Source organism: Viridibacillus sp. FSL E2-0187 (assembly GCF_038006425.1).
Lineage (GTDB): Bacteria > Bacillota > Bacilli > Bacillales_A > Planococcaceae > Viridibacillus > Viridibacillus arvi.
This window is the reverse complement of the sequence record NZ_JBBOVG010000001.1, coordinates 3,656,610-3,679,267: the sequence shown is the minus strand read 5'-3', so window position 1 is coordinate 3,679,267 and position 22,658 is coordinate 3,656,610. Positions and strand designations below refer to the sequence as shown.

The 22,658-nt window shown below is 36.5% G+C and carries 17 protein-coding genes and 2 pseudogenes; 13 read left to right on the top strand and 6 right to left on the bottom strand.

All coding sequences use genetic code 11. The features are described 5' to 3' along the window. The first annotated feature begins 1 nt into the window (after position 1). The 3 genes from MHH85_RS17830 (at position 2) to abc-f (ending at position 3,370) form a co-directional block, all read left to right on the top strand. On the top strand, positions 2-1,213 hold the full coding sequence (locus tag MHH85_RS17830) for an acyl-CoA dehydrogenase family protein (RefSeq protein WP_193738243.1): 1,212 nt from the start codon (positions 2-4) through the stop codon (positions 1,211-1,213). A 37-nt stretch (positions 1,214-1,250) separates the two neighbouring features. Further along, positions 1,251-1,382 carry an RAxF-45 family protein gene (locus tag MHH85_RS22320; protein ID WP_368537708.1) on the top strand — a complete coding sequence of 44 codons (132 nt, stop codon included), beginning with the start codon at positions 1,251-1,253 and terminating at the stop codon, positions 1,380-1,382. Between the two features lie 122 nt (positions 1,383-1,504). Then, complete coding sequence (gene abc-f, locus MHH85_RS17825; RefSeq protein WP_340707928.1) at positions 1,505-3,370, top strand: ribosomal protection-like ABC-F family protein; 1,866 nt, start codon at positions 1,505-1,507, stop codon at positions 3,368-3,370. Between the two features lie 66 nt (positions 3,371-3,436). Here abc-f and MHH85_RS17820 read toward each other — a convergent pair whose 3' ends face one another. After that, entirely contained in the window at positions 3,437-4,810 is a 1,374-nt protein-coding gene (locus MHH85_RS17820) for a polysaccharide deacetylase family protein (protein ID WP_340707927.1), read from the bottom strand. Positions 4,811-5,050: 240 nt separating this feature from the next. Between MHH85_RS17820 and MHH85_RS17815 the strand changes: the two genes are divergently transcribed. Next, entirely contained in the window at positions 5,051-5,791 is a 741-nt protein-coding gene (locus MHH85_RS17815; protein ID WP_340708195.1) for a threonine/serine exporter family protein, read from the top strand. A gap of 10 nt (positions 5,792-5,801) precedes the next feature. After that, entirely contained in the window at positions 5,802-6,266 is a 465-nt protein-coding gene (locus tag MHH85_RS17810) for a threonine/serine exporter family protein (RefSeq protein ID WP_193738247.1), read from the top strand. Between the two features lie 79 nt (positions 6,267-6,345). Here the strand turns inward: MHH85_RS17810 and MHH85_RS17805 are convergent, their stop codons facing one another. Continuing rightward, the gene (locus MHH85_RS17805; RefSeq protein WP_340707926.1) at positions 6,346-8,361 is read right to left on the bottom strand and encodes an EAL domain-containing protein; all 2,016 of its coding nucleotides are present in this window, start codon (positions 8,359-8,361) and stop codon (positions 6,346-6,348) included. Positions 8,362-8,562: 201 nt separating this feature from the next. On the opposite strand from MHH85_RS17805, the gene MHH85_RS17800 reads away from it, so the two are divergent. The 3 genes from MHH85_RS17800 to MHH85_RS17790 all read left to right on the top strand — a co-directional run bounded on the left by MHH85_RS17800 (position 8,563) and on the right by MHH85_RS17790 (position 13,236). Beyond that, the gene (locus MHH85_RS17800) at positions 8,563-9,480 is read left to right on the top strand and encodes a DMT family transporter (protein ID WP_340707925.1); all 918 of its coding nucleotides are present in this window, start codon (positions 8,563-8,565) and stop codon (positions 9,478-9,480) included. A gap of 206 nt (positions 9,481-9,686) precedes the next feature. Next, on the top strand, positions 9,687-11,420 hold the full coding sequence (locus tag MHH85_RS17795) for an ABC transporter ATP-binding protein (protein WP_340707924.1): 1,734 nt from the start codon (positions 9,687-9,689) through the stop codon (positions 11,418-11,420). After that, the gene (locus MHH85_RS17790) at positions 11,413-13,236 is read left to right on the top strand and encodes an ABC transporter ATP-binding protein (RefSeq protein WP_340707923.1); all 1,824 of its coding nucleotides are present in this window, start codon (positions 11,413-11,415) and stop codon (positions 13,234-13,236) included. The genes MHH85_RS17795 and MHH85_RS17790 overlap by 8 nt, the downstream gene beginning before the upstream one ends. A gap of 122 nt (positions 13,237-13,358) precedes the next feature. Here the strand turns inward: MHH85_RS17790 and MHH85_RS22315 are convergent. Continuing rightward, positions 13,359-13,546: pseudogene (locus MHH85_RS22315) on the bottom strand (IS5/IS1182 family transposase); the annotation flags it as partial. Between the two features lie 113 nt (positions 13,547-13,659). Further along, positions 13,660-14,727 (bottom strand): acyltransferase family protein, encoded by a 1,068-nt coding sequence (locus tag MHH85_RS17785; RefSeq protein ID WP_340707922.1) that lies wholly within the window; start codon positions 14,725-14,727, stop codon positions 13,660-13,662. A gap of 114 nt (positions 14,728-14,841) precedes the next feature. Between MHH85_RS17785 and MHH85_RS17780 the strand changes: the two genes are divergently transcribed. The 3 genes from MHH85_RS17780 to MHH85_RS17770 all read left to right on the top strand — a co-directional run bounded on the left by MHH85_RS17780 (position 14,842) and on the right by MHH85_RS17770 (position 16,757). Beyond that, complete coding sequence (locus MHH85_RS17780; protein WP_340707921.1) at positions 14,842-15,705, top strand: GNAT family N-acetyltransferase; 864 nt, start codon at positions 14,842-14,844, stop codon at positions 15,703-15,705. A gap of 35 nt (positions 15,706-15,740) precedes the next feature. Then, positions 15,741-16,349, top strand: coding sequence for a GDSL-type esterase/lipase family protein (locus tag MHH85_RS17775; RefSeq protein WP_340707920.1), 609 nt, complete (start codon positions 15,741-15,743; stop codon positions 16,347-16,349). Positions 16,350-16,619: 270 nt separating this feature from the next. Then, on the top strand, positions 16,620-16,757 hold the full coding sequence (locus MHH85_RS17770; RefSeq protein WP_340707919.1) for a hypothetical protein: 138 nt from the start codon (positions 16,620-16,622) through the stop codon (positions 16,755-16,757). 55 nt (positions 16,758-16,812) lie between these two features. Here the strand turns inward: MHH85_RS17770 and helD are convergent, their stop codons facing one another. Then, on the bottom strand, positions 16,813-19,044 hold the full coding sequence (helD, locus tag MHH85_RS17765; RefSeq protein ID WP_340707918.1) for an RNA polymerase recycling motor HelD: 2,232 nt from the start codon (positions 19,042-19,044) through the stop codon (positions 16,813-16,815). Between the two features lie 174 nt (positions 19,045-19,218). Between helD and MHH85_RS17760 the strand changes: the two genes are divergently transcribed. Then, positions 19,219-19,938: a glycerophosphodiester phosphodiesterase gene (locus MHH85_RS17760; protein ID WP_340707917.1), complete on the top strand. Its 720-nt coding sequence runs from the start codon at positions 19,219-19,221 to the stop codon at positions 19,936-19,938. 815 nt (positions 19,939-20,753) lie between these two features. Here the strand turns inward: MHH85_RS17760 and MHH85_RS17755 are convergent. Then, positions 20,754-21,776 carry a DUF2804 domain-containing protein gene (locus MHH85_RS17755; protein ID WP_193738259.1) on the bottom strand — a complete coding sequence of 341 codons (1,023 nt, stop codon included), beginning with the start codon at positions 21,774-21,776 and terminating at the stop codon, positions 20,754-20,756. A gap of 305 nt (positions 21,777-22,081) precedes the next feature. Here MHH85_RS17755 and MHH85_RS17750 point away from each other — a divergent pair. Then, a pseudogene (locus tag MHH85_RS17750) lies at positions 22,082-22,573 on the top strand (amidase domain-containing protein); the annotation flags it as partial. Positions 22,574-22,658 lie beyond the last annotated feature (85 nt).

Below are 22,658 nucleotides of genomic sequence, written 5' to 3'. Positions count from 1 at the left end.
TATGAATTTTGAATTTACTGAAGAACAAAAAATGTTGAGAAATACAGTGCGTGCTTTTGTTGATAAAGAAATTATGCCTAATATCACTGAGTGGGATAGTCAAGGTAAGTTCGATCCGGAAATTTTTTCTAAGTTATCGGCTTTAGGTTTAATGGGTGTGTGTATTCCTGAAGCTTATGGTGGTAGTGGTATGGACTATAACTCTTTAGCTATTGTTTGTGAGGAATTAGAGCGTGGTGATACAGCGTTTCGTACAGCTGTATCTGTCCATACAGGACTAAATAGTATGACTCTATTGCAATGGGGTAATGAAGAACAAAAGAAAAAGTACCTCATTCCGCAAGCTAAGGGAGCAAAGATAGGTGCCTTCGGTTTAACTGAACCTGGAGCGGGTTCTGATGTTGCAGCTATGTCTACACACGCAGTACTTGATGGTGACCACTATATTTTAAATGGCCAAAAAACGTGGATTTCTTTATGTGATGTTGCCGATTATTTCATCGTATTTGCTTATACTGGTGATCGTTCATTAAAACACAAAGGAATTTCTGCCTTCATAGTGGATCGTACGTGGGAAGGATTCTCTTCAAAAGCGATAAAAGGGAAGTATGGCATCCGTGCTGGTAATACGGGGGAGCTTTTCTTTGAAGATGTCAAAGTTCCAAAAGAAAACTTATTAGGTGAAGAAGGCGAAGGCTTTAAAATTGCAATGGCCGCTTTAGATAATGGTCGTTTTACTGTAGCAGCAGGAGCAGTTGGTTTATCGATGGCATGTATTGAAGAAAGCGTAAAATATTGCCATCAACGCCACACATTTGGCAAGCCAATAGGACAGCATCAGCTTGTAAAACAAATGATTGCGAAAATGGAAGCAGGATATCAGATGAGTCGTTTGTTAGTTTATCGTGTAGGAGAATTAAAAAATCAAGGTGTACGTAATACACGTGAAACGTCTTTAGCAAAGTGGCAGGCATGTGATTTCGCCAACAAAGCAGCAGATGATGCGGTGCAAATCCATGGTGCATATGGATATTCAGATGAATACCCAGTAGCTCGTTTCCTTCGTAACTCAAAAGCACCTGTAATTTATGAAGGAACACGTGAAATCCATACGTTAATGCAAGCAGATTATGTATTAGGAGAACGAGAAGATAAACCATTGAATCATATGCTACCTAAATGGCCATTTGAAATTGATCATCAATTGTGTTAGACTATTCATAATTATTTGAAACGGAGGTGAGGAAAGAATGAAAAACGTTGTGGATGCATATGTTTATACTTTGGAGTTTTTGCCAATTACATGTGCGATTTCTTTCGATTTTGCTGTCAACGGGATAAGTGCGCCCATTTTTCTACAAAATCAAATAATCCACAGCTGATTAGCCATTCTTTCCAAGCCGTATTTTAAGGCGTAAAAGACTGTCTGTTAATCAGGCAGTCTTTTTGTTTTGGCAAAAATTGAATGCTTTCAGCTGTGTCATACGGAAGGAAGTAATCAATCATGATATGTACAGTTCAACATATAAGTAAAATGCTCGGTGGGAATAGTATTTTTGAAGACTTAGTATTAGATATTAAAACAGGAGATCGTTTAGGAATCGTTGGACGTAATGGTTCTGGGAAGACGACTTTATTTAAACTTATTGCAGGGGTAGAATCACCAGACCAAGGAGAAATTCATTTTAAAAAAGGAACTAAGATTGGCTATTTAGCGCAAATTCCAATATTTGCAGAAGAGATTACTGGCCAAGACATATTAGCGCAGGCATTTAAGCATTTACTTGATTTACAGAGGCAAATGCAAGAACTTGAAAATAGTATGGCCACTGCAACGTCGGAGCAACTAGAGAGATATTTAGTTCGATATGGTGATGTGCAAGAACGCTTCACGTTAGCAGATGGTTATAGTATGCAAGCTCAAATTGAAATGATCATTAATGGACTCCAATTAAATGGTTTTGTAGAACAGCCATTTAATAGTCTCAGTGGTGGAGAAAAGACGAAAATTATGCTGGGTCAATTGCTTTTGACTAAGCCGGATTTACTACTATTAGATGAGCCGACGAATCATTTGGATTTGTTCGCTGTAGAATGGTTAGAACAATATTTAGTTGACTATACGGGAACAGTTGTCATCATATCGCACGATCGCTATTTTTTAGATAAAGTTGTCACGAAAATTGTAGATTTAGAGCAAGGTGAGTTGCAAGTTTATCATTGTAGTTATTCAGACTTTTGTGTTGAAAAGGAAGCGCGTCTTATGCGGGAGTTCCAACAATACGAAGAACAACAAAAGAAGATGAAGAAGATGCGTGAAGCAATCAAACGCATGCGACAATGGGCGAATGAAGCCAATCCACCGAATGAGGCAATGCACCGACGTGCGCGTAATATGGAGCGAGCACTAGAACGTATTGAAAAGTTGCGCAAGCCAATTATTGACCCTAAAAGAATGGATTTATCCTTTGAAGCTGCACCTCGAAGTGGAAAGGAAGTTGCAAAACTTGAAAATGTTACAAAAGCTTTTGGAGATAAGGTATTATTCAGAAATGTGAATTTACAACTTCTATGGCAAGAGCATATGGCAATCGTAGGTCGAAATGGTACTGGAAAATCTACTATCTTGAATATGTTACTGAATAAAACAACGGTAGATACAGGAACATGTAAGTTAGGTAGCCAAGTGAAGATTGGTTATCTATCACAGCATTTTCAAATTGATATGCCTAAAGCACATCTCATTGATGTTTTTCGGGATGAAGTTTCTGTCACTGAAGGTGATGCTCGTCATATTTTAGCTAAATTCATGTTTTACGGAGCAGATGTTTTTAAGAGAATAGCAGATTTAAGTGGTGGTGAACGTATGCGACTTAGATTGGCGCAGCTCATGCATCAAGACGTCAATTTACTGATCTTAGATGAACCGACAAATCATTTAGATATAGAATCAAGGGAAGTGCTAGAAGACGCCTTAGAAGACTTTAGAGGTACTATTTTAGCTATTTCTCATGATCGCTTCTTTTTAAATAAATTATTTACAAGAACAGTGTGGCTAGAGAATCAACAATTAATAACATATGAGGGTCCGTACGACTGGGCACGACAAAAGTTTAATGAGAAACAAGCTCTTAACTCGCCACAGTCTATAAAACAAGAAAAAAAAACATCTCTAAAAGTAAAAATAACAAAAAATGATACAAAAAAAGAGCAAGAAATTGCACAGATTGAAGCTACTATAAAACAACTGAATCAGAAAATTCATCAAGAGCAGAATTGGAACTTATATGAACAACTAATAGCTGAGAAAGAAAGAGAAGAGCAACAACTTGAAGTTTTATTAGAGGAATGGATGGAAGAATTAGAATGAGCTAAAAAAAGCCCTCGATTACATTATGTAATCGAGGGCTAACATCACTAGTCTTGCGCTATACAATTATCTTTTTAACTCAGATATGGTTACAAATTCATAACCTTGTTTTTGTAAGTAAGCTAATACAGAATCTAAACCTTGAGCTGTTGTAGGTTGAATATCATGCATTAAAATAATAGCACCATCATGACTATACTGTTTGACCATAGTTAAAAGTGTTTTCGGATTACGATGTTTCCAGTCAAGTGTATCAACATCCCATAAGATAACTGGTAGTTTATTTTGTGAACGCACTCTTTCGTTGATTGAACCGTATGGTGGACGGAATAACGTTGGTTTTTCGCCCGTAGCTTTTTTAATTTCTTCATTGGTCCGGTTGATTTCAGCTTTAATCTTCTTATTTGAAAGAGTGATTAAATTTGTATGTGAAAAAGAGTGATTACCAATTTCATGTCCAGCATCCGCAACTTTTTTTGCAAGCTTTTGATTGTACATTGCTTGGCTTCCAAGCATGAAGAACGTTGCCTTCGCATTATATTTCTTAAGTGATTTTAAGATTTTCGGTGTTACTTTTGCATTTGGACCATCATCAAATGTTAATGCAATTTGTTTCTTTTTTGTACCATCTGGATTTATTCCTGCTATTTGGAATGGTTTCGCTAGTATACTATTTACAGAAGAAAGTGGTATTTTAATCTTTGAGATAGCATTACTATTATCGGACAATTTAGCACCGTCAAAATAAATGTATAAAGAGCTATCAGTTAAAGAAAAGTTTTTATAATTTGAAAACGTAGGTGTTGTAGCATTTTTTAATTTTGTTGTATTGATATATGATTTAAACTGGTCATCGCTTTTTATTTGTTTTTCGACAAAAGGTATAAGTTTTGACAGATTATTTTCGTTTTTAATAACGTTGTTTAAAAACAACTGTTTATTATTTTTTTTATCATACATAAAGGTTTGGATAGTTTTTTCTTTACTTCCTGTGCCTTTATATGTATTTTGAGTTAAAACAAACGAGTAGTAATTCTTTTTATGATGCAAGGTTTTAAATGTTATTGTTAACTTGCCAACTTTATCTGCATCTTTTTGGAGTATTTCCTCCATGCTAGCTAAGTAGGTATCGCGCGTCTTGTAAACGGCATCCTTTATAACTTTATTGAATTCTTTATCTTCAGTTTGGGGATATTCAATTGAATAGGGCATACGTTCGTCTCCTGAAATTATTGAGGCGATTTTAATACCTGTAAATTTCGAATCCTTTGTTTGATGCTCAGGTGGTGCTGCTAAAGCGACCCCATTTGTTACTGAAGATTCTTTGTCGTTTTTTGGTGCTAAAAAAAAGAAAAGCAAAACAGCAGATAGTACAAAAACACTACTAATTAATATTGTGTCAATCCAAAGCCCTCTTTTTTTAGGGCGTGATGTGGTCATTTCCCCTAGACCTCCTTTAAAACTATTATGTGTTCTATTCTATACGATTAGACGGCAAAGTGGCGCGAAAAGTTTTGAATTTATGTTAAAAAATCGTCTTTTGTTGAAAAAAAAGTAAAAATGACACGAAAGAGGCATTTTGCCACGCAAGATATTACATTTTTTACTAATAACTAGTCATACATAACGTTTTTTTTACTAAATTTTGTTTATGAAGGGCAGGGAAAAACAGTGATTGAAATGGAAGAAGAGGAACTCGCAATAGATTGTTTTCTTCTAGCTGGAAGATTACTTATGCAAAGTGGAGCGGAAACGTATCGTGCTGAAGATACGATGTTACGTATGGCGAATTCACAAGGGTTAACATCTGCACAGAGTTTTGTGACGCCTACAGGAATAATATTTTCAGCTGGTCATAAAAGACCAACAAGAATTGCTCAAATACCCAGACGCTCGACAGATTTAGAGAAAATAGCGCTTGTAAATGGTGTATCACGTCGATTAACCGCAGAGCAAATTACTTTGTCAGAAGCATTTGAAGAATTACAACGCATAGACCGTTCAAATTTATATTTCCCAACTTGGCTACAAATAGTCGCTTCGGCAGTTGCAAGTGGATGTTTTTTAATTTTATTTGAAGGTGTTTGGAGTGATGTTCCTGCAGCAATATTAGCTGGTGGAATTGGTTTTTTGCTTTTTGTTTTAATGCATGAGTTAACAAAGGTAAAGTTTTTTGCGGAATTTACAGCTGCATTGTTTGTAGGTATTACAGCTTTTTTAACAGTAAAATTGGGTATAGGTATCCAAATAGATAAAATCATTATTGCTTCTGTGATGCCGTTAGTACCAGGCTTACTTATTGCAAATGCAGTGAGGGACTTGATGGCCGGACATTTTGTATCCGGAGTAGCAAAAGGAACGGAAGCTTTTTTAACAGCATTTGCAATCGGTGCGGGTGTTGCACTAGTATTGTCATTTTAGGAGGAATACTATGTTTTGGGTCACCCAAGGAGTTCTTAGTTTTTTAGCAACAGCTGGTTTTGGAATTCTTTTTAATGCACCGAAAAAAACTCTATTCCATTGTGGGTTAGTTGGGGCCATTGGATGGTTAATATACTATTCTCTATTGAAGCATGGTATGGATGCTGTATTAGCTTCATTTGCGGGTTCATTTGTTATTGCGATTGTGGCACATATGTTGGCAAGACATTTTAAAATGCCGATGATTATCTTTAGTGTTGCTGGCATCATTCCACTCGTACCTGGAGGAATGGCTTACAATGCAATGAGACATGTCGTTGAAAATGAATATCTTGAAAGCATTCAATATGCAGCTAAGGCATTCATTATTACAGGTGCCATTGTTATGGGTCTTGTCTTCGCAGAGGTGTTTATGCAACTTATTTTCAATATAATACGCAAACGTAAGGCAAAAGCGTTACAAAATGAAATTTAAAGAGAAAATGGCCATCGCTAATTTGAGCGATGGCCATTTTTTATTTAGGAACTATATTTATTGGAACATATATAAAGGATTATTTTAAAAGCTTTTCAACTTCTTTAGGTGTGATAGGATGGCTAATATGGTAACCTTGTGCTGCATCACATCCAAATGATGTAAGTAATTCTAATTGCTCTGCGGTTTCAACACCCTCGGCTAAAACACGCATATTGATAGATTTTCCAAATTGGATCATACCTTGTATTAATTTTTGCGCTTTCTTCTGATATTGAAGTGTTGAAATAAATGTTTGGTCGATTTTAATTTCAGCTAATGGTAAGAGTTGCATGAAACGGAAAGATGCATACCCTGTACCAAAGTCATCAAGGACGAAGACAATACCGTCAGTTTCTAATTGCTTCATCTGTTGAATTATAGAAGTTTCTGCTTCAGCTTCTAAAGCAAACTTTTCTGTAATTTCAATTTGCAATAGTTTAGCAGGACAATTTGTTTTCTCTAATACTTTTCTAATATGTTGTACCATGTTTTTATCACGGAATTCTCGTACAGATGAATTAATACTTACTTTTAAATCTAAGCCTTTTTTATGCCAAGCAACTGCTTGTAGGCAAGCTTGTTCAAGCATAAAGGCGCCAATATCATTAATCAAACCAGTTTCTTCGGCGATTGGAATTAAGACATCTGGTGTAACGATACCGATTTCCTCGTCTTCCCAACGTACGAGGGCTTCCACACCAGTAATTTTACCTGTTTCTAAATTTAACTGGGGTTGATAAAGTACTTTTAAGTTCTTTTTATCTAGCGCGATTAGCAGGCGCTTTTCAATAATGGCCTTTGTACTAAGTGCTTTATGATCAGCTTTTGTTAAACTAATAATATTACCACCACCATCAGAACGCACTTTAGAAATTGCCGCATGTGAAGCTTTCACTAAATGTGAGTATGATGACTGATCTTCAGGGTACTTTGTAATACCTCCGCTAATTGAAAGTGGTATTGCACGATTGTTTACATAAATAGGGTGCTGTTTTAGATAGGCAAGGAAGCCTTGGATAAACCATTCACCAAGTGGAGTTAATACGACAAATTCATCTATACCGACTCGAGCCATTGTGCTATCTTGGAAATATATCTTCATACGGTTTGTGAATTCCTGTAAAAGGACAATTTCTGTTTGTTCATCATAAATTTCCTTCAAAGAGTAAAATTTATCAATACTTAGGTAAACAAATGTAAAGTGATTCTTTTCTTGAATCATATCCGTGACGATTTGTTCTAAACGATAGCGATTCATTAAACCTGTTTCTTGATCAATATAAGCGATTTTTTCTAAGCGGTTTTGTAGCAGTTTCTTTTCTGTAATATCATTTTCGAGCAGTATAAAGTAGGAAGGGTTTTTACATGTCACGAAAATCGGAATAGCCGTTAAATCTACCCAATAGGATAAGCCGTCTTTCGACATTTTCTCAACTTCGCCTTTCCAAGTCTTACCGTTTTTAAGGGATGTCCAGATGTTATTTGCATCAGCAGTTCCGTTATCTGTTTGAGGGAACATTTGCCAAAATGTTTTACCTATTATTCTTTTTGGCGTCCATTTGCTCCGTTTTAAGAAATTGTTGTTTGCAAAACTGATTAAACCTTCTTGATCCATCGTTAACATCATAAAGGAGGATTCTAATCCTGATTTTAAACTAATTAATTCTTGATAGGGTGATGGGTCTTTTTGGATCTCATCTGTCATTTCAAAATGGAAAAATACATAACGCTCATTTTCGATAGTAAATGCTTTTGCTAAGGCAGACGAAAAGATAGCTTCTTTATTTTTCGCTATGAATGCCATTTTGTCGAAATGGAAAGGTTCAGGAGAACGTAATAGCTTTGTCCATCCATCTTTATGTAGGCCTGATTTCTCTGCTTCTATGAATGGGGTAAATTTCCCAAGTACTTCATCAGCAGAATAGCCGAAAGTTTTTTCGGCTTGGCGATTCCATGCTGCTACGATTCCTTCATGATTAACAATCATCATTGGGAATGGCATTTGGTTCAAAACTGAATTGGCTGTACTAAAAATTGTTTGAGTTTCATTCATGCATACGACGACTCCTTGAAGTTACTATATCTATTATTATAGTGAAAAGAATGTCATCCGTCATTAGTAATAGGTAATGTATATAAAAGAAATTCAGAATTATATATTAATATTGACAGTGTATAAAGGTTAAAATGGGGAGAAATATGCAAAAAAATATCGAAAATACAGTAAAATATAATCATAAAAGAGGGGTTAGGAATGAATCATCAGTCACATAGATTAAGAGGGATAATACTGATTATTTCTGGAGCAATGCTTTGGGGCGCTACGGGACCACTTATGGAGTGGGTATTATCTAATAGTGAGTTAACTGTACCGTTTATGCTAACAGTCCGCCTCGTTTTGGCCGGTATAATACTATTATCCTTTTTATTTCTAACCAAAAAAGATGTAACAAGTATTTGGAGGTCTCCTGTTTGGTGGAGGAAATTAGTCATATTTGGCGTTTTAGGAATGCTTGGAGTGCAATATTCATTTGTGGCAGCTATTGATGCTAGTAATGCGGTTGTGGCAACATTACTACAATTTTTGGCACCTATTTTCATTATTATTTTTGTTTCAATCTCATATCGCAAATGGCCACCAAAATATCAAGTATTAGGTATTCTAGGGACGCTAATGGGTTTGTTTTTATTACTAACTAATGCTTCTTTTGAGACATTGCTCGTGAGTACTGAAGCTCTATTATGGGGAGTCGCAGTTGGTCTAACCTTTGCTTTTTATACTTTATATCCTGTAGCTATTATGAAAGAATGGGGTGTACTTATTGTAGTAGGATGGGGAATGCTAATCGGAGGTATTGTACTTGGTGTAATCTCGCAAGTTTGGAGTTCAGATGAATGGGGCCTATTATTAGAACCGAAAATCGCATTAATATTAACTGCTATAATATTTTTTGGAACATCTGCCTTTGTATTGTTTTTAAGTAGTATGAAATATATAACAGCTGTAGAAACAAGTGTGTTGTCGAGTATGGAACCATTAACTGCTATGATTATTTCTGTTATTTGGCTTGGAAGAACACTAGCAATATGGCAAATTGTAGGCATAATAATCATGCTTGTTTGTGTGACTTGGCTTTCCTTTGAAGGAGATAAGCAACAAGAAGACATATAAATTTGGTTAAAAAATAAACAAAATGAATGGTCTCTTTCACTTTTGAGTGATGGGGACTTTTTTAAATATATATGAGAGAAAACGTTAATAAAATTATCCTTCTAAATATTTTGAGTTTTTATAACACAAGTTATGGCCATTTTATGGCATAATAAGGAACAATTAAATAAATTTCGAGAGACGAAATGAATATAGGGGGTTATACCATGAAGACAATGTTTTCATACATAAAACCATACAAATGGTTCGCTGTTATTGCTATTTCGCTCATGCTTGTAGAGCTTGCTGTTGAGTTAATACAGCCACTAATTATTAAGAAAATTATTGATGATGGAATCGTTTTACAAGATTCTGCAACGGTTTGGTTATGGGGCGGAATAATGATGCTAATAGCATTCCTAGGTTTTATCGCAGGTGTTACGAATTCATTTTTTTCAGCACATGCTTCACAAAGCTTTGCCTTTGATTTGCGAAATGCATTGTTTAAAAAAGTACAATCATTTACAATGGCGACGTTTTTGAGGTTTCCAACGGCAGGACTGATTACGCGCTTAACAAGTGATGTATCTCAAGTACAACAGGTCTTATTCATGAGTCTAAGAGTCATGTTACGTACGCCTCTTGTTGTAATTGGTAGTTTAACAATGGCTTTTTATGTGAATCCATCATTAGCCGTATATCTTGTAATAGGTGCTCCGTTTTTAGCTATTTTCTTATTTTTAATGGTTCGCAAAGGTATTACATATTTTTCAGCCGTTCAAATGCGTGTTGACCGAGTCAATCGTGTTATTCAAGAGAATTTACAGGCGATGCGGTTAGTAAAAGCCTATTTGCGTGGTTTGTACGAAGCAAGTAGGTTTGAAAAAGTAGCGAAATCTTTGAAGGTAGATACCTCTAAAGCGTTACGAACGATGGAGTATATTCAGCCTTTATTGCTGTTTGTAATGAATGTTAGCTTGCTTGTGGTTCTTTGGTTTGGAGCGGGGAAAATTGAACAAGGAGAAACACAAATCGGTGAACTTGTAGCGATAGTCAACTATGCACTACGTATGACAGGGGCATTTTCAATGTTTTCATTTATTATCGTATTTATTTCACGTGCGAAAGCATCAGCGGATCGTATGGAGGAAGTATTGTTAATTGAAGAAGGTTTAGAAGACGATGAGAAGGATGAAGGTTCTCTGAAAGTTGGGCAACGTGGCACTCTACGTTTTGACAACGTTTCTTTTAAATATCCACAAACAGATGAATTCGTATTACGTAATATCTCTTTTGAATGTGATCAAGGTGAAAAATTAGCTATTATGGGTGCGACTGGCTCTGGTAAATCAACATTGTTACAGCTATTACCCCGTTTTTACGATACGACGTCAGGGGATATCTTGGTGGATGGAGTGAATGTGAAAAACTGGCCTCTAGAAAAGTTGCGTGAGGCGATTGGTTATGTACCACAGCGTGCATTGTTATTCACAGGTTCTATTCACGATAACGTAACATGGGGCAAAACAGCTGCTTCAATTGAACAAGTACAAGAAGCAACAATACACGCCCAAATCCATGATTCAATTCAGCATTTTCCAAATGACTACGAAACGAGAGTTGGCCAAAAGGGAGTAAACTTATCAGGTGGTCAAAAACAACGATTATCTATTGCAAGGGCATTAATACGTAAGCCGGAATTTTTGATCTTAGATGACAGTACAAGTGCATTAGATGTCAAAACGGAATCTGCATTATGGAGTGCGTTAGAGGGTGAAGAGGCAACAATGCTTGTTGTAACTCAGAAAATTCGAACAGCAAAGGGAGCTGACCGTATTTTGCTACTAGAAGACGGATTCGTGTCAGCATTTGGTACTCATGAAGAATTGATGGAAGGCTCTATATTGTATCAAAAAATTGCGACCTCACAACAAGAGCAGGGGGTGGATGATAATGTTTAAAGCAATTCGAGAACCTTTTGGTTATAAAAATATTTTGACGAAAGAAGATATACAAAAGAAGCGTAGTAAGAAGGTGGATCGCGCAACAAATTGGGGTTCAACGTTAGGCCATATTTGGCGTATCGTGGATGAACAACGCGCGCTATTAATTGTTGTACTACTCATGGTAGTAGCGAGCTCGGTATTTTCATTACTAGGTCCTTATTTAATTGGGAAAATTATTGATAATCACATTATGAAAACGCAGTTTGCAGGATTGTCTAAGCTGATATTTGGTTTGATTGCCATTTATATAGGTTTGTCATTATCATTGTTCCTCCAAAACTATTGGATGATTGGTATTGCGCAACAAACGATTTATCGCATGCGCACAGGTCTATTCACAAAACTGCAGAAGTTACCAATTTCATTTTTTGATAAGCGTCAACATGGCGAGTTAATGAGTCGTATGACAAATGATATTGAGAATGTTAGTTCGACCTTGAATAGTACATTTATTCAAGTATTCTCAAGTGTTTTAACGTTAGTTGGGACGTTGGTTGTCATGTTGTCAATGAGTCCTCTATTAACACTTTTGACGATGATCATCATCCCAGTAATGTTCGTTGCTACAAGATGGATTACACGCCGTACAGGTAAGTTATTTAAAGAGCAGCAGCAAGCATTGGGTGCATTAAATGGGATGATTGAGGAGTCGATTTCAGGACAACGAATTGTTAAAGCTTTTTCTCAGGAGCAGCGTATGATTGAAGAGTTTGCAGAGAAAAGCAGTAAGTTACGAAACGTTGGCTTTTGGTCTAATGTTTACTCAGGTGGTATTCCAAAGGTCATGAACCTTTTAAATAATGCAAGCTTTGCCATTGTTGCGGGCGTCGGTGGTTTATTAGCATTGAAGGGCCAAGTGACAATTGGAACGATTGTGATATTTTCAGAATATGCTCGTCAGTTTACACGTCCACTAAACGATTTAGCGAATCAATTTAATAATGTTTTATCAGCTATTGCAGGAGCAGAACGCGTTTTTGGTATTATGAATGAAGAAGAAGAGAAGGATTTAGCTTCAGATAAAGTAATCCAACAACTACAAGGTGACGTAAAGTTCAATGATGTCTCGTTCAAATATGAACAAACAGATGAAGCACATACGATAAAAAATGTTAGTTTTCATGTAGAGGCAGGGCAAACAGCTGCTTTAGTAGGAGCTACAGGGGCTGGTAAAACAACTATTTTACAGTTACTTGCACGTTTCTATGAAGTAAATAAAGGTGAAATTACTATTGATGGTACACCCATTCAAGAAATGTCACGTCAAAATTTGCGCAGTCAAATGGCATTTGTTTTACAAGATCCGTTTTTATTTGAAGAAACGGTTAGGGAAAATATTCGGTATGGTCAGTTAAATGCAACAGATGAGGAAGTAGAAGAAGCTGCACGTAAAGCTAATGCACATGATTTCATTATGAAATTGAAGAATGGTTATGATACATTTCTGTCTGCTGATGGTGCTGAAATTAGCCAAGGTCAAAAGCAGCTATTATCTATAGCAAGAGCACTTGTTGCAGACCCTGTAATTCTGTTGTTAGACGAAGCAACGAGTAGCATAGATACTGTAACAGAGTTGAAAATTCAAGAAGCTCTAGAACGTTTAATGAAAGGGCGTACAAGCTTTGTAATCGCTCATCGATTGAATACGGTACGACAAGCTGATATCGTCTTTGTCATGCAACAGGGTGAACTTGTTGAAGCAGGAAACCAGCAGGAGTTAATGGAGAAACAGGGGCTTTATTATAAAATGTTAGAAGAATCAAATGCATAACTCTTTAGTAAATAGGAAAGGCATTCACCCATTTCATATGGATGAATGCCTCAGAGTGTCGACCAAAGGCATCGAGAAGTCAATTCCCGATGCCTTTGGTCATTTTTACATTCTTTTTTAGGTTTAAATAGAACCACTGGATCAAAACTTGGTCGCCCATAGGGTGAATACAAGTTTTCAACTAATGGATAAATAAAGGAAAGATCGATTGTAGCCTCTAGTATTCGGATTAAATGGTCTGTGGCACCAATTACTCAATTGTCAGCTTTTCTAATTGTTCACGTTCATTGATTTGATTCTTCGTCATCATCTTCCATCACCTTAAAAATATTGTTTATAGTAGACTGTGATAGTTACATTCAGTTGATTGGAGCGGCTCGGCCCCGCCCGCGGAAATCAACGGACTTATTCATACATATTTTTTTATGTGGTAAATAGTTTGCTCTTAAAGAGAATCGGGCGTTTTGCACGAATATCTCCGATGAAGAATAATCCATATGGGATGAACTTTTTAATAACTAAAGAGCCTATGATAGAAATACCCAGACATAGAACTGTATAACCAACGAGACCGTAGTCAAAGAAATTATTCATCTGTTTATCTATCGAAATATGCATATACATAATAGTGATTGACTGCATTTCTATAAATTTCAACGCTTTAAATGGTGTAAAGCGCGTAATAAATTGGAATATACCGAAAATGGTAATGATAAAAATAAATGGGATGATAAGATCCATTAAGGCATCATTGTACCGAATAAACTTCAAGCTTAAGTGATAATCAAATTGATCTATCCATGCCAGATACATTGCTAAGAGCGAACTAACTGTACAAATTGTCCATAAGGGCAAACGTATGTGTAAAAATAAATCTTTTGCATAATAGCCAATGGCGAAGTAGACCAAAGTTATAAGCGTAACATCTAAATTCCATAGTATAGGTATAGTTTGTGAAGCTTCAGCAGACGAGCCACCAATAACATCTATTACATAGTAGCTTTGGATATGAGCGATAATATAGCAAATTGCAAGTACAAAAAATTGATAGAAGCGGTTTAAATATTTTGTTAGTAGTAAGAATAATAAATAAGTAAAGAATAAGACCGTTGTAAACCAGAATACACCGTAAGATCCGCGTGCATAACGTCCACCAATAATGAGCGTACTTAAATCCTCCACATACCATGAAATATCGGTATTTCCATAAGCGAATGCCAATATATAACGAATACATGTAATAACCAATATGAAGAAGAAATAGGGAATCATCAATTGCATAAATCGTTTTTTTACAGCTTTACGAATAGGCTCGTCCTTTGCTAGCGGTTTGAAGAATAATCCACTCAGTACGAAGAAAGCTGGCATATGGAACCAATATATATATTGTAAAAGAGGGTAATCCAATTCTCCAGGAAAATGACCTATTACTACTAATATCATTAAAAATCCCTTAGTAACATCAACCCAAGTTAATCGTTGTTTTGTCATAGTAAAACCTCCATCTCGATATTCTATACCCCTAAAAAGCCAAATGATAGTCGCATTATTTGATAATTTGTTATCATTTAGATGACAAATCAATTACAACAAGGTGGTTTCAATTTGAATATTTTTATAATGAAAGCAACATACCCCATTGATGGTGAAACTTATCAGGAAGTTTTACGATTATTGGGTAAATCTGAATTAGAAGATAAACTAGATTACAAAGTGGTGATGAACGAAAGTAGCTGGTGCAACCCGGAGGCATATGGTTTTCTAGTGCTGGCTTATGATGATGATAAGGATGAACTAGTTGGTGTAGCTAGTGCCGTTGATACAATGGGTTTCAATACATTTGAATGGTCAGCAGTTGTAGCTCCTATGTATCGAGGTATGGGGATTGGAAAACAACTAGTAGAGAGTATTACAACTGGATTTAATGAACGCAATGCTGCTGGAGAATTAGCTCTAACATTAAATGGTGACAAAGGGCGTGAATTCATAGAAGCACAAGGTTATGAATATAGTTTTTCAGAAGCGACACTACGGGCAGATGCTGAATATACAGATGTCCTTAGCGACTTAAAAATTCGCTTATATAATGGAGAACGCGATCCACTTGTTACTATTTTTGAATCTGCATTTGATGATACTCCAGAAGATACAGATCATCTAATCTCTACGAATACGTCAACAGAGGGACGTGTATTATGGGTTGCTGAAAAAGATGGTGTAGTTGTAGGTACTGTGACTTCAGTTGAAGAGAATGACGTCCAGTGGGTAACTGCATTAGCTGTACATCCTGATTTCCAACGCCAAGGTATAGGAGCAGCACTTTTAGCGTGGGTTAAAAATATTGCTGCTCAAAAAGAACAATCTACAGTATTGCTTGATGTTGAGATTGAAAATGAACAAGCGCTATCTGTCTACGAACGTGCTGGATTTTCGAAAATACAGCAAGTAGATTATTTCGCGAAAAAATAATATCTAGAAAAGAATTATCAGAAGGGGATTATTAGATGAAAGTCATATGTTTTGGAGATAGTATTACAGCGCGAAAAGAAAACTATCCAAAACCGGTTTTAACATCCATGCTAAAGCTGAAAATGAAACAGCATCAATTTATTAATGCAGGAGTATCTGGTAATACAACGGAGCAAGCTAGAGTTCGTTTTAAGAAGGATGTACTTTCAAAAAATCCTGATGTTGTAACGATATTATTTGGAGGAAACGATTCTGCAAAGCACAAATTAATCCCGATTGGCATCTTTAAATCTAATATTCGCTACTTTGTTCAGCAAATTGGAGCTGATGGAATAATTCTAATTACATCTCCGCCGGTCGATGAAGCATTACAACCAAATCGTAAAAATAAGAGGTTGAAAGAATACGGCCAAGCAGTCAAAGATGTCGCTGAAGAAACAGGATGTCATGTCATTGATTTTTTTGAAATTCTTTATAGTAAGCCGAATTACAAAGAGCTTTTGGTGGGCATAAAAAACGATGGATTACACTTTGGAGAAGCCGGTTACGACCTGTTATCAGATGCGATAGTAGCAGAAATAAATAAAATAGATGATGTAAGTAAAAAGGGTTTTTTCAAAAGTATATGGAGTATATTTAAATAATCTTAAGAATACCAAGTAAATTGCAGTTTGCTTGGTATTTTTAATTTACTAAGTCATTAAAAGAGGTATCTAAATTCATAAGTCATTTAAGGACAGTAGTAGTGTAATAACGATCTATATTTAACGAATCATATATTTTTCTAGATTCTAACTGAAAATTTGAAATTAATAATAATTTTTACTAAAAATATACATATTCTGTCGATAATATTCATAAACTAATGGTAATGTTAAGTGAGTACAAAAACCATCGCAAAGGGGAGATCTACAATGAGATTACCTGCACTAGGAAAAGTCGATGTAAAAAATGAAAAGCAAGTAGTAAAAGAGAAAAAGGGTATCCGTAGAAAGATAATGAATATCTTTTCTAAAAAACAAAATTATTATCCTCTCTCTGCGAGAAAATAAAAAAGAGGCTTCCAATTGTCGGCTTATAAACGACTTTTGGAATGCCTCTTTATTTTTATTCTGCTAATAAAAACGCACTGCGTGAAGAGCCTACAAGATGTAGCTCATGCATGGCGCGAGTGACAGCTACATATAGAAGTTTACGGTCAAGTGCTGTATCACGGAAAGGCCTTTCGATGGCTGTTACAATAACTGCATCGAATTCAAGCCCCTTCGCTAAATGACTTGGTATGACGAGAAGCGCACCCTGGTCAATCTCGGATGATTCAGATAAAGTCTGAGCCATTACACCTGTATTTTGTAATATCTTCGTATAGTTCATTGCTTCATCAGAAGTTTTACAAATGAGTGCGATGGAACGGTGCCCTTTTGCTCTAATTTGTTGATGAATATTTTCAATCTCTACGGGGTCAATTATTTTCATCTCATGGAAAGTTGGTTCATCTCCATGACGGACAACTGGCTCTACAAGTGGTAAATCTTCGCCCATTTTCGATAAAATCTCATTTGCAATAGCCATAATTTCTATTGTAGTACGATAGCTTTTTTGCAAAGTTTTATAAGTAGCGCGAGGGAATAACTCGCGTACGGGCGTCCAATCCGTTAAGGAGCGATAACTATGTATTCCTTGGGCCAAGTCGCCTACCATAGTGAACATATCAGTTTCTAGACCTTCTTTTAAAGCAGCTAACTGGAATAAGCTATAATCTTGCACCTCATCGATGAAAACTACGCGCATTTTCCATTTTTCGTTGACGCCTTTAATTTTGGCATGCAAATAGAAGATAGCAGCCAAATCTTCTAAGGCCCAAGTTTCTTTTATATGAGCGTTAAAAAATTGCTCATGCTCTGATTCAGACCATTCAGGAGATAGCTCTATTTGCAAATCATAATTTGTCAAAAACTCACGATACAAGGCTTTGACTTTATGCTTTTTAAAGCGCTTCATATAATTTGAACAGGTAGATTTAGCCATCTTTTCAACAGCTGGAATACGAACATCACGTTCATCAATCCATTTTGTTACCGTCTGTTTACGTTTAGCTGCATCTTGAATACCAAACAAAGCTTTATCCAAAATTTCATCATATCTTTTATTTAAAGAAAGTAGTATTTGCTTTTTCTTTTGTCGTACATAATTTTGTAGCACAGCTTTAATTCGTTCAATTCGCTTTTCAATGGGCATATAGGCAAAATCATTTAAGAAAAGTTTTCTTAAATGAGAGCCTGTTAAAATACGATATTTTTCGATATAAACGTCTTCGAATTGATCAGCTATTTGGGATTCAATCTTTTTCAAATAGCGATCCATAACATCTCGGAATTCAAGTGAACCCTTCATTCTGGTTAGCCAAAGCACTGTTTCATCGATAACGTCTTCGCTCACAAGTTTTTCAAGCTGTTCATTTGGATTTTGGATTTTCAGCTTTATATCAGTTGCTTGTTGCACATAATCTGAGTATGTTGTTTGGCAAATTTGATCGACACCAAGCTCAGGTAAAACGTCGCCAATATAGTCTATGAACAGCTGATTAGGTGCTAAAATCATCAATTCTTTTGCGTTGAAATGCTCACCCATTGTATATAAGAAATAAGATATTCTATGGAGTGCAATAGTTGTCTTTCCAGATCCAGCTGCACCTTGTACGAGTATCGGTTGCTTTAAGTGAGCACGAATAACATCGTTTTGTTCAGCTTGAATTGTTGAGACGATTTCAGTAAGCCGAACATCAGCTTTACCTGCCAGTGCATCTTGTAATAGTTCATCGTTTGTTGTTAGGTCAATATCTTGGACGTCTAAAAGTTTGCCTTCTTCAATTTTATATTGCCGTTTTGAAAAGAGATGCCCATTGTATTCTTCGTCATGTACTTTATAAGTAAGATCACCAAGGCGCCCGTCGTAGTATACGTTCGCGACAGGAGAGCGCCAGTCAACTATGATAGGCTCTTGCGTTTCACGGTCAAAGAGAGATGTCTTACCAATATATAATTTTTCTGCTGGTTCGCCTTCTTTTTGGAAATGTATACGGGCAAAATAAGGTTTTTGCTGAACTGCTTCAAGACCTTCTTTTTGATCACGTGCCATTTCAAAAAATCGAGCATTCGTTAAAATATTGAGGTAGCTTAAACTTGAATCTAGGTATTCTAAATCAGCCATCGATTTTCGAATACTGTCCTGTGCTGATTGAACGTCACGTTTGGATTCTTCTAAGAGTTTTCGCATATAATGTTTTGTGTAAGCCAGGCGCTGAGCTTCTTGTTCAAAATCGGGATGCTTCTGTGTCATTTACAGTCCTCCAATTTGGCAATTTTGCGTCCTGTTTAAGATGTTGGGGTTTTGATAGCAATGATAAATATTACTACATGAATTCAGTGAGTACAAGTAAAAGTTTTCAATTGTCTGGAAATTTTAGAAAGTGTAGCATAAAATTAATGATTATATCTTTGGAGGAAATGATTTATGAAAATATTTGCACATCGTGGAGCATCAGGTGATTTCCCTGAAAATACATTATGCTCTTTCCGTGAAGCCGCAAGATTACCCATCTATGGTGTTGAATTGGATGTCCAACGTACAAAAGATGGCGTTCTCGTAATCAATCATGATGAACGTATCAATCGTACTTCAAATGGAGAAGGCTATATCCGTGATATGACCTTTGGAGAACTACGTTCATATGATTTTGGGTCATGGAAAGGCGAGCAATTTGCAGGAGAGAAAATTCCAACGCTGCAAGAAGTATTGGATATTTTCAAAACGACTCATCATATGATTAATATTGAATTGAAAACAGATGTCTTTTTATATAAGGGGATAGAAGATGAAGTAATAACTATGCTTATAGAAAATGACATGTTGGATAGAGTTGTCTTTTCATCATTCGATCATGAAATGGTGGAACGAGTATCAAAAAAGGCACCTCAGAATGAAGTAGGGGCATTATTCATGAAGATTTTAGTGAATCTCCATGAGTACGGTGTCATGATAGGTACAGATGCATTGCATGTTTCATTAGTAGCGGCTAAACGAGAAGCTGTCAAAACCGCAATTGAACGAGGTAATATAGTGCGCGTCTATACAGTAAATACAAAAGAAGACTATGATTTGATGAAAAAACTTGGAGTCGAAGCTGTTTTTACAGATTATCCGGAAAAACTCTATTTGCATGGTAATAGATGAGGGGATAGGGCTCGCTAACGCTATTGGGATTGGTTAAGGGAAATCTGGAGAGGGATTAGTGCTACTGGGGAGAGGATTATCGCTACTCGATGGGATTAGGGCTACCCGGGAAGGAATTATCGCTACTCAGAAGAGGATTATCGCTACTCAGAGTGGGATTATCACTACTCGGGAGAGAATTGTCGCTACTCGATGGGATTAACGCTACTCGGGAAGGAATTAACGCTACTCAGGAGAGGATAAGCGCTACTCAGAGTGGGATTATCACTACTGGGGAGAGAATTATCGCTACTCGATGGGATTAACGCTACTCGGGAAGGAATTAGCGTTACTCAGGAGAGGAAAAGCGCTACTCAGAGAGAGATTATCGCTACTGGGGAGAGAATTGTCGCTACTCGATGGGATTAGGGCTACTCGGGAAGGAATTATCGCTACTCAGGAGAGAATAAGCGCTACTCAGAGAGAGATTATCGCTACTGGGGAGAGAATTGTCGCTACTCGATGGGATTAGCGCTTCTCGGGAAGGAATTATCGCTACTCAGGAGAGAATAAGCGCTACTCAGAGAGAGATTATCGCTACTGGGGAGAGAATTGTCGCTACTCGATGGGATTAGGGCTACTCGGGAAGGAATTAACGCTACTTAGGAGAGGATAAGCGCTACTCAGAGAGAGATTATCCCTACACAGAGAAAAACTATCACTACTCGAGGAGACTGTCGTTTCTCAAAAAAATCTAATCTTCCTCAAAGACCACATTTTTAACAACACCCCAAGATAAAAGGACAGCCTCTCTATCGAAACAGAGGCTGTCCTTTTTACCATTTGGCTAAATGTTCTTCGGCGGTACCGATTAATTGTTGGATAGGTAAGTAACAACCACTGTCTAATCGAACGCGACCGTTAAAATAACCAACCATTTGATGCACTTCGGATTTGATAACTTTGGCGTTTGTTGTAGCAATACGTTCAAAGAATGGGGTGAATGTAAGTTGAACATCATCCGTGAATTTAGATTTAATATGCCAAGGTTGCATAAAATCTTTTGCATTGTATTCGAAAATGACATCTTCATGGATTTTAGTCATTTTACCATCTAGGAATATTGCATTTTCCGTCATGCCAGTGCCATCTGTCCATTGGCCACCTAAGTTTAGGCCGATTCGGTGACCTCTACATTTTTGGGAAGCCATAGCCCAGTTCCAAGTTGCTTCACGTGGCCAAACGCCACGACCGTAATCGAGTACTGCGTAGCACTCTTCTTCTTGAAAATTATAACGTTTTTCACCTATTTTTACGTAACCGTTAGTTGGTAATGAATGATGTTTCCCAGTAAATTGGAAGGTTTGACGGTTCCAAGGAATGACCACATTGAGAGAGTCGTCGTTTACAGGGTGTTTGATTGTTAAGTCAGCATGCAGTAAATCGCCATCAAAATCAGGGATAGTAACAGTCATTTGTGTTTCATTTTGCGCGTATAACAGTTGGATTTTCATATCATCGTGAATGAAATTTACAGTTTCTAAAACGTTTGTAGGCATTTTTACTTTATTGCCCAAGGGAATGGTGATTGTCTTTTCAAAGTAACGTTGAGTTTCGTAATCTAAGAAGTAGACGAAACAAACAGCAGCATAATCTAAATGGCTAATAGTTGCAGAGAACATAATTTCATCTCCGAAAACACACCAATAATTCCATTTCTTTTTACGCATGAAATGGCCTTTCAAATTACTATTGATAATCGGTTTTCGAGCGAATCCTATGGCAGCGGGATTTAGATTACCCTTCTTGTCACATAATAATGTCGACTCAACAATTTCTTTTTCTGCGTGCTGTGTCAATTTCGAACACCCTTTCAAACGTAAAATAGGAGAAACAAATTAGTTGTTTTCATTGTACCAAATTTTTGACTTATATTGGGCGATTCAAATAAGGAATATTGAAATTGTTGTATAAATGTAAAGACACTGACAAATATCATAGAAATGTAATAATGTGAATAATAATTTGAGGTCCTTTATAAATAGATAAATTTAGTTAAAACGACTTTTAATGACAAAATAACTACTTTATAAAATCTTTTGTGATAATGGAAATATTAAATTAGGGCAGTGCATATACTTGGGTAAGGAGGTGTGATGGAGCAGTTTACAATCGACAAGCAGCTGTCGCTTACGCCGATAAATGGTGGGACAGCTACAATCCATCATTTCCGCGATTTGATGTGGATTGTACTAATTATATATCGCAATGTCTTCTTGCAGGCGATGGTCCGATGTGGGGATCGCCAAACCGATCGGAGGGATGGTGGCTTAGAGGAGGGAATTGGAGTTTTAGTTGGAGTACACCGCATTCATTGCGTTGGTATTTAGAAACTTCAAAGAAGGGACTGAGGGGAAAGCGAGTTTCATCTGCCTATGACTTAGAACTTGGAGATATTATTTTTTACGATTTCCAAAATGATGGACGAATAGATCATTCTGTCATTGTTACAAGTTTTCAAGATGGTGAACCTCTAGTGAATGCCCACACATCCAATAGCTTTCATCGACCATGGGAATATTTAGACTCAACTGCTTATACGCCGAATATGAAATACTACTTTTTTCACATAGAAGATGATATATTACCAATATAATAAAGTACCCGACCTATTCAATGGATAATAGGTCGGGTTTGCTGTGTTTTCAAAAAAAGTAGAATATTATAATGTTGATTTTTTT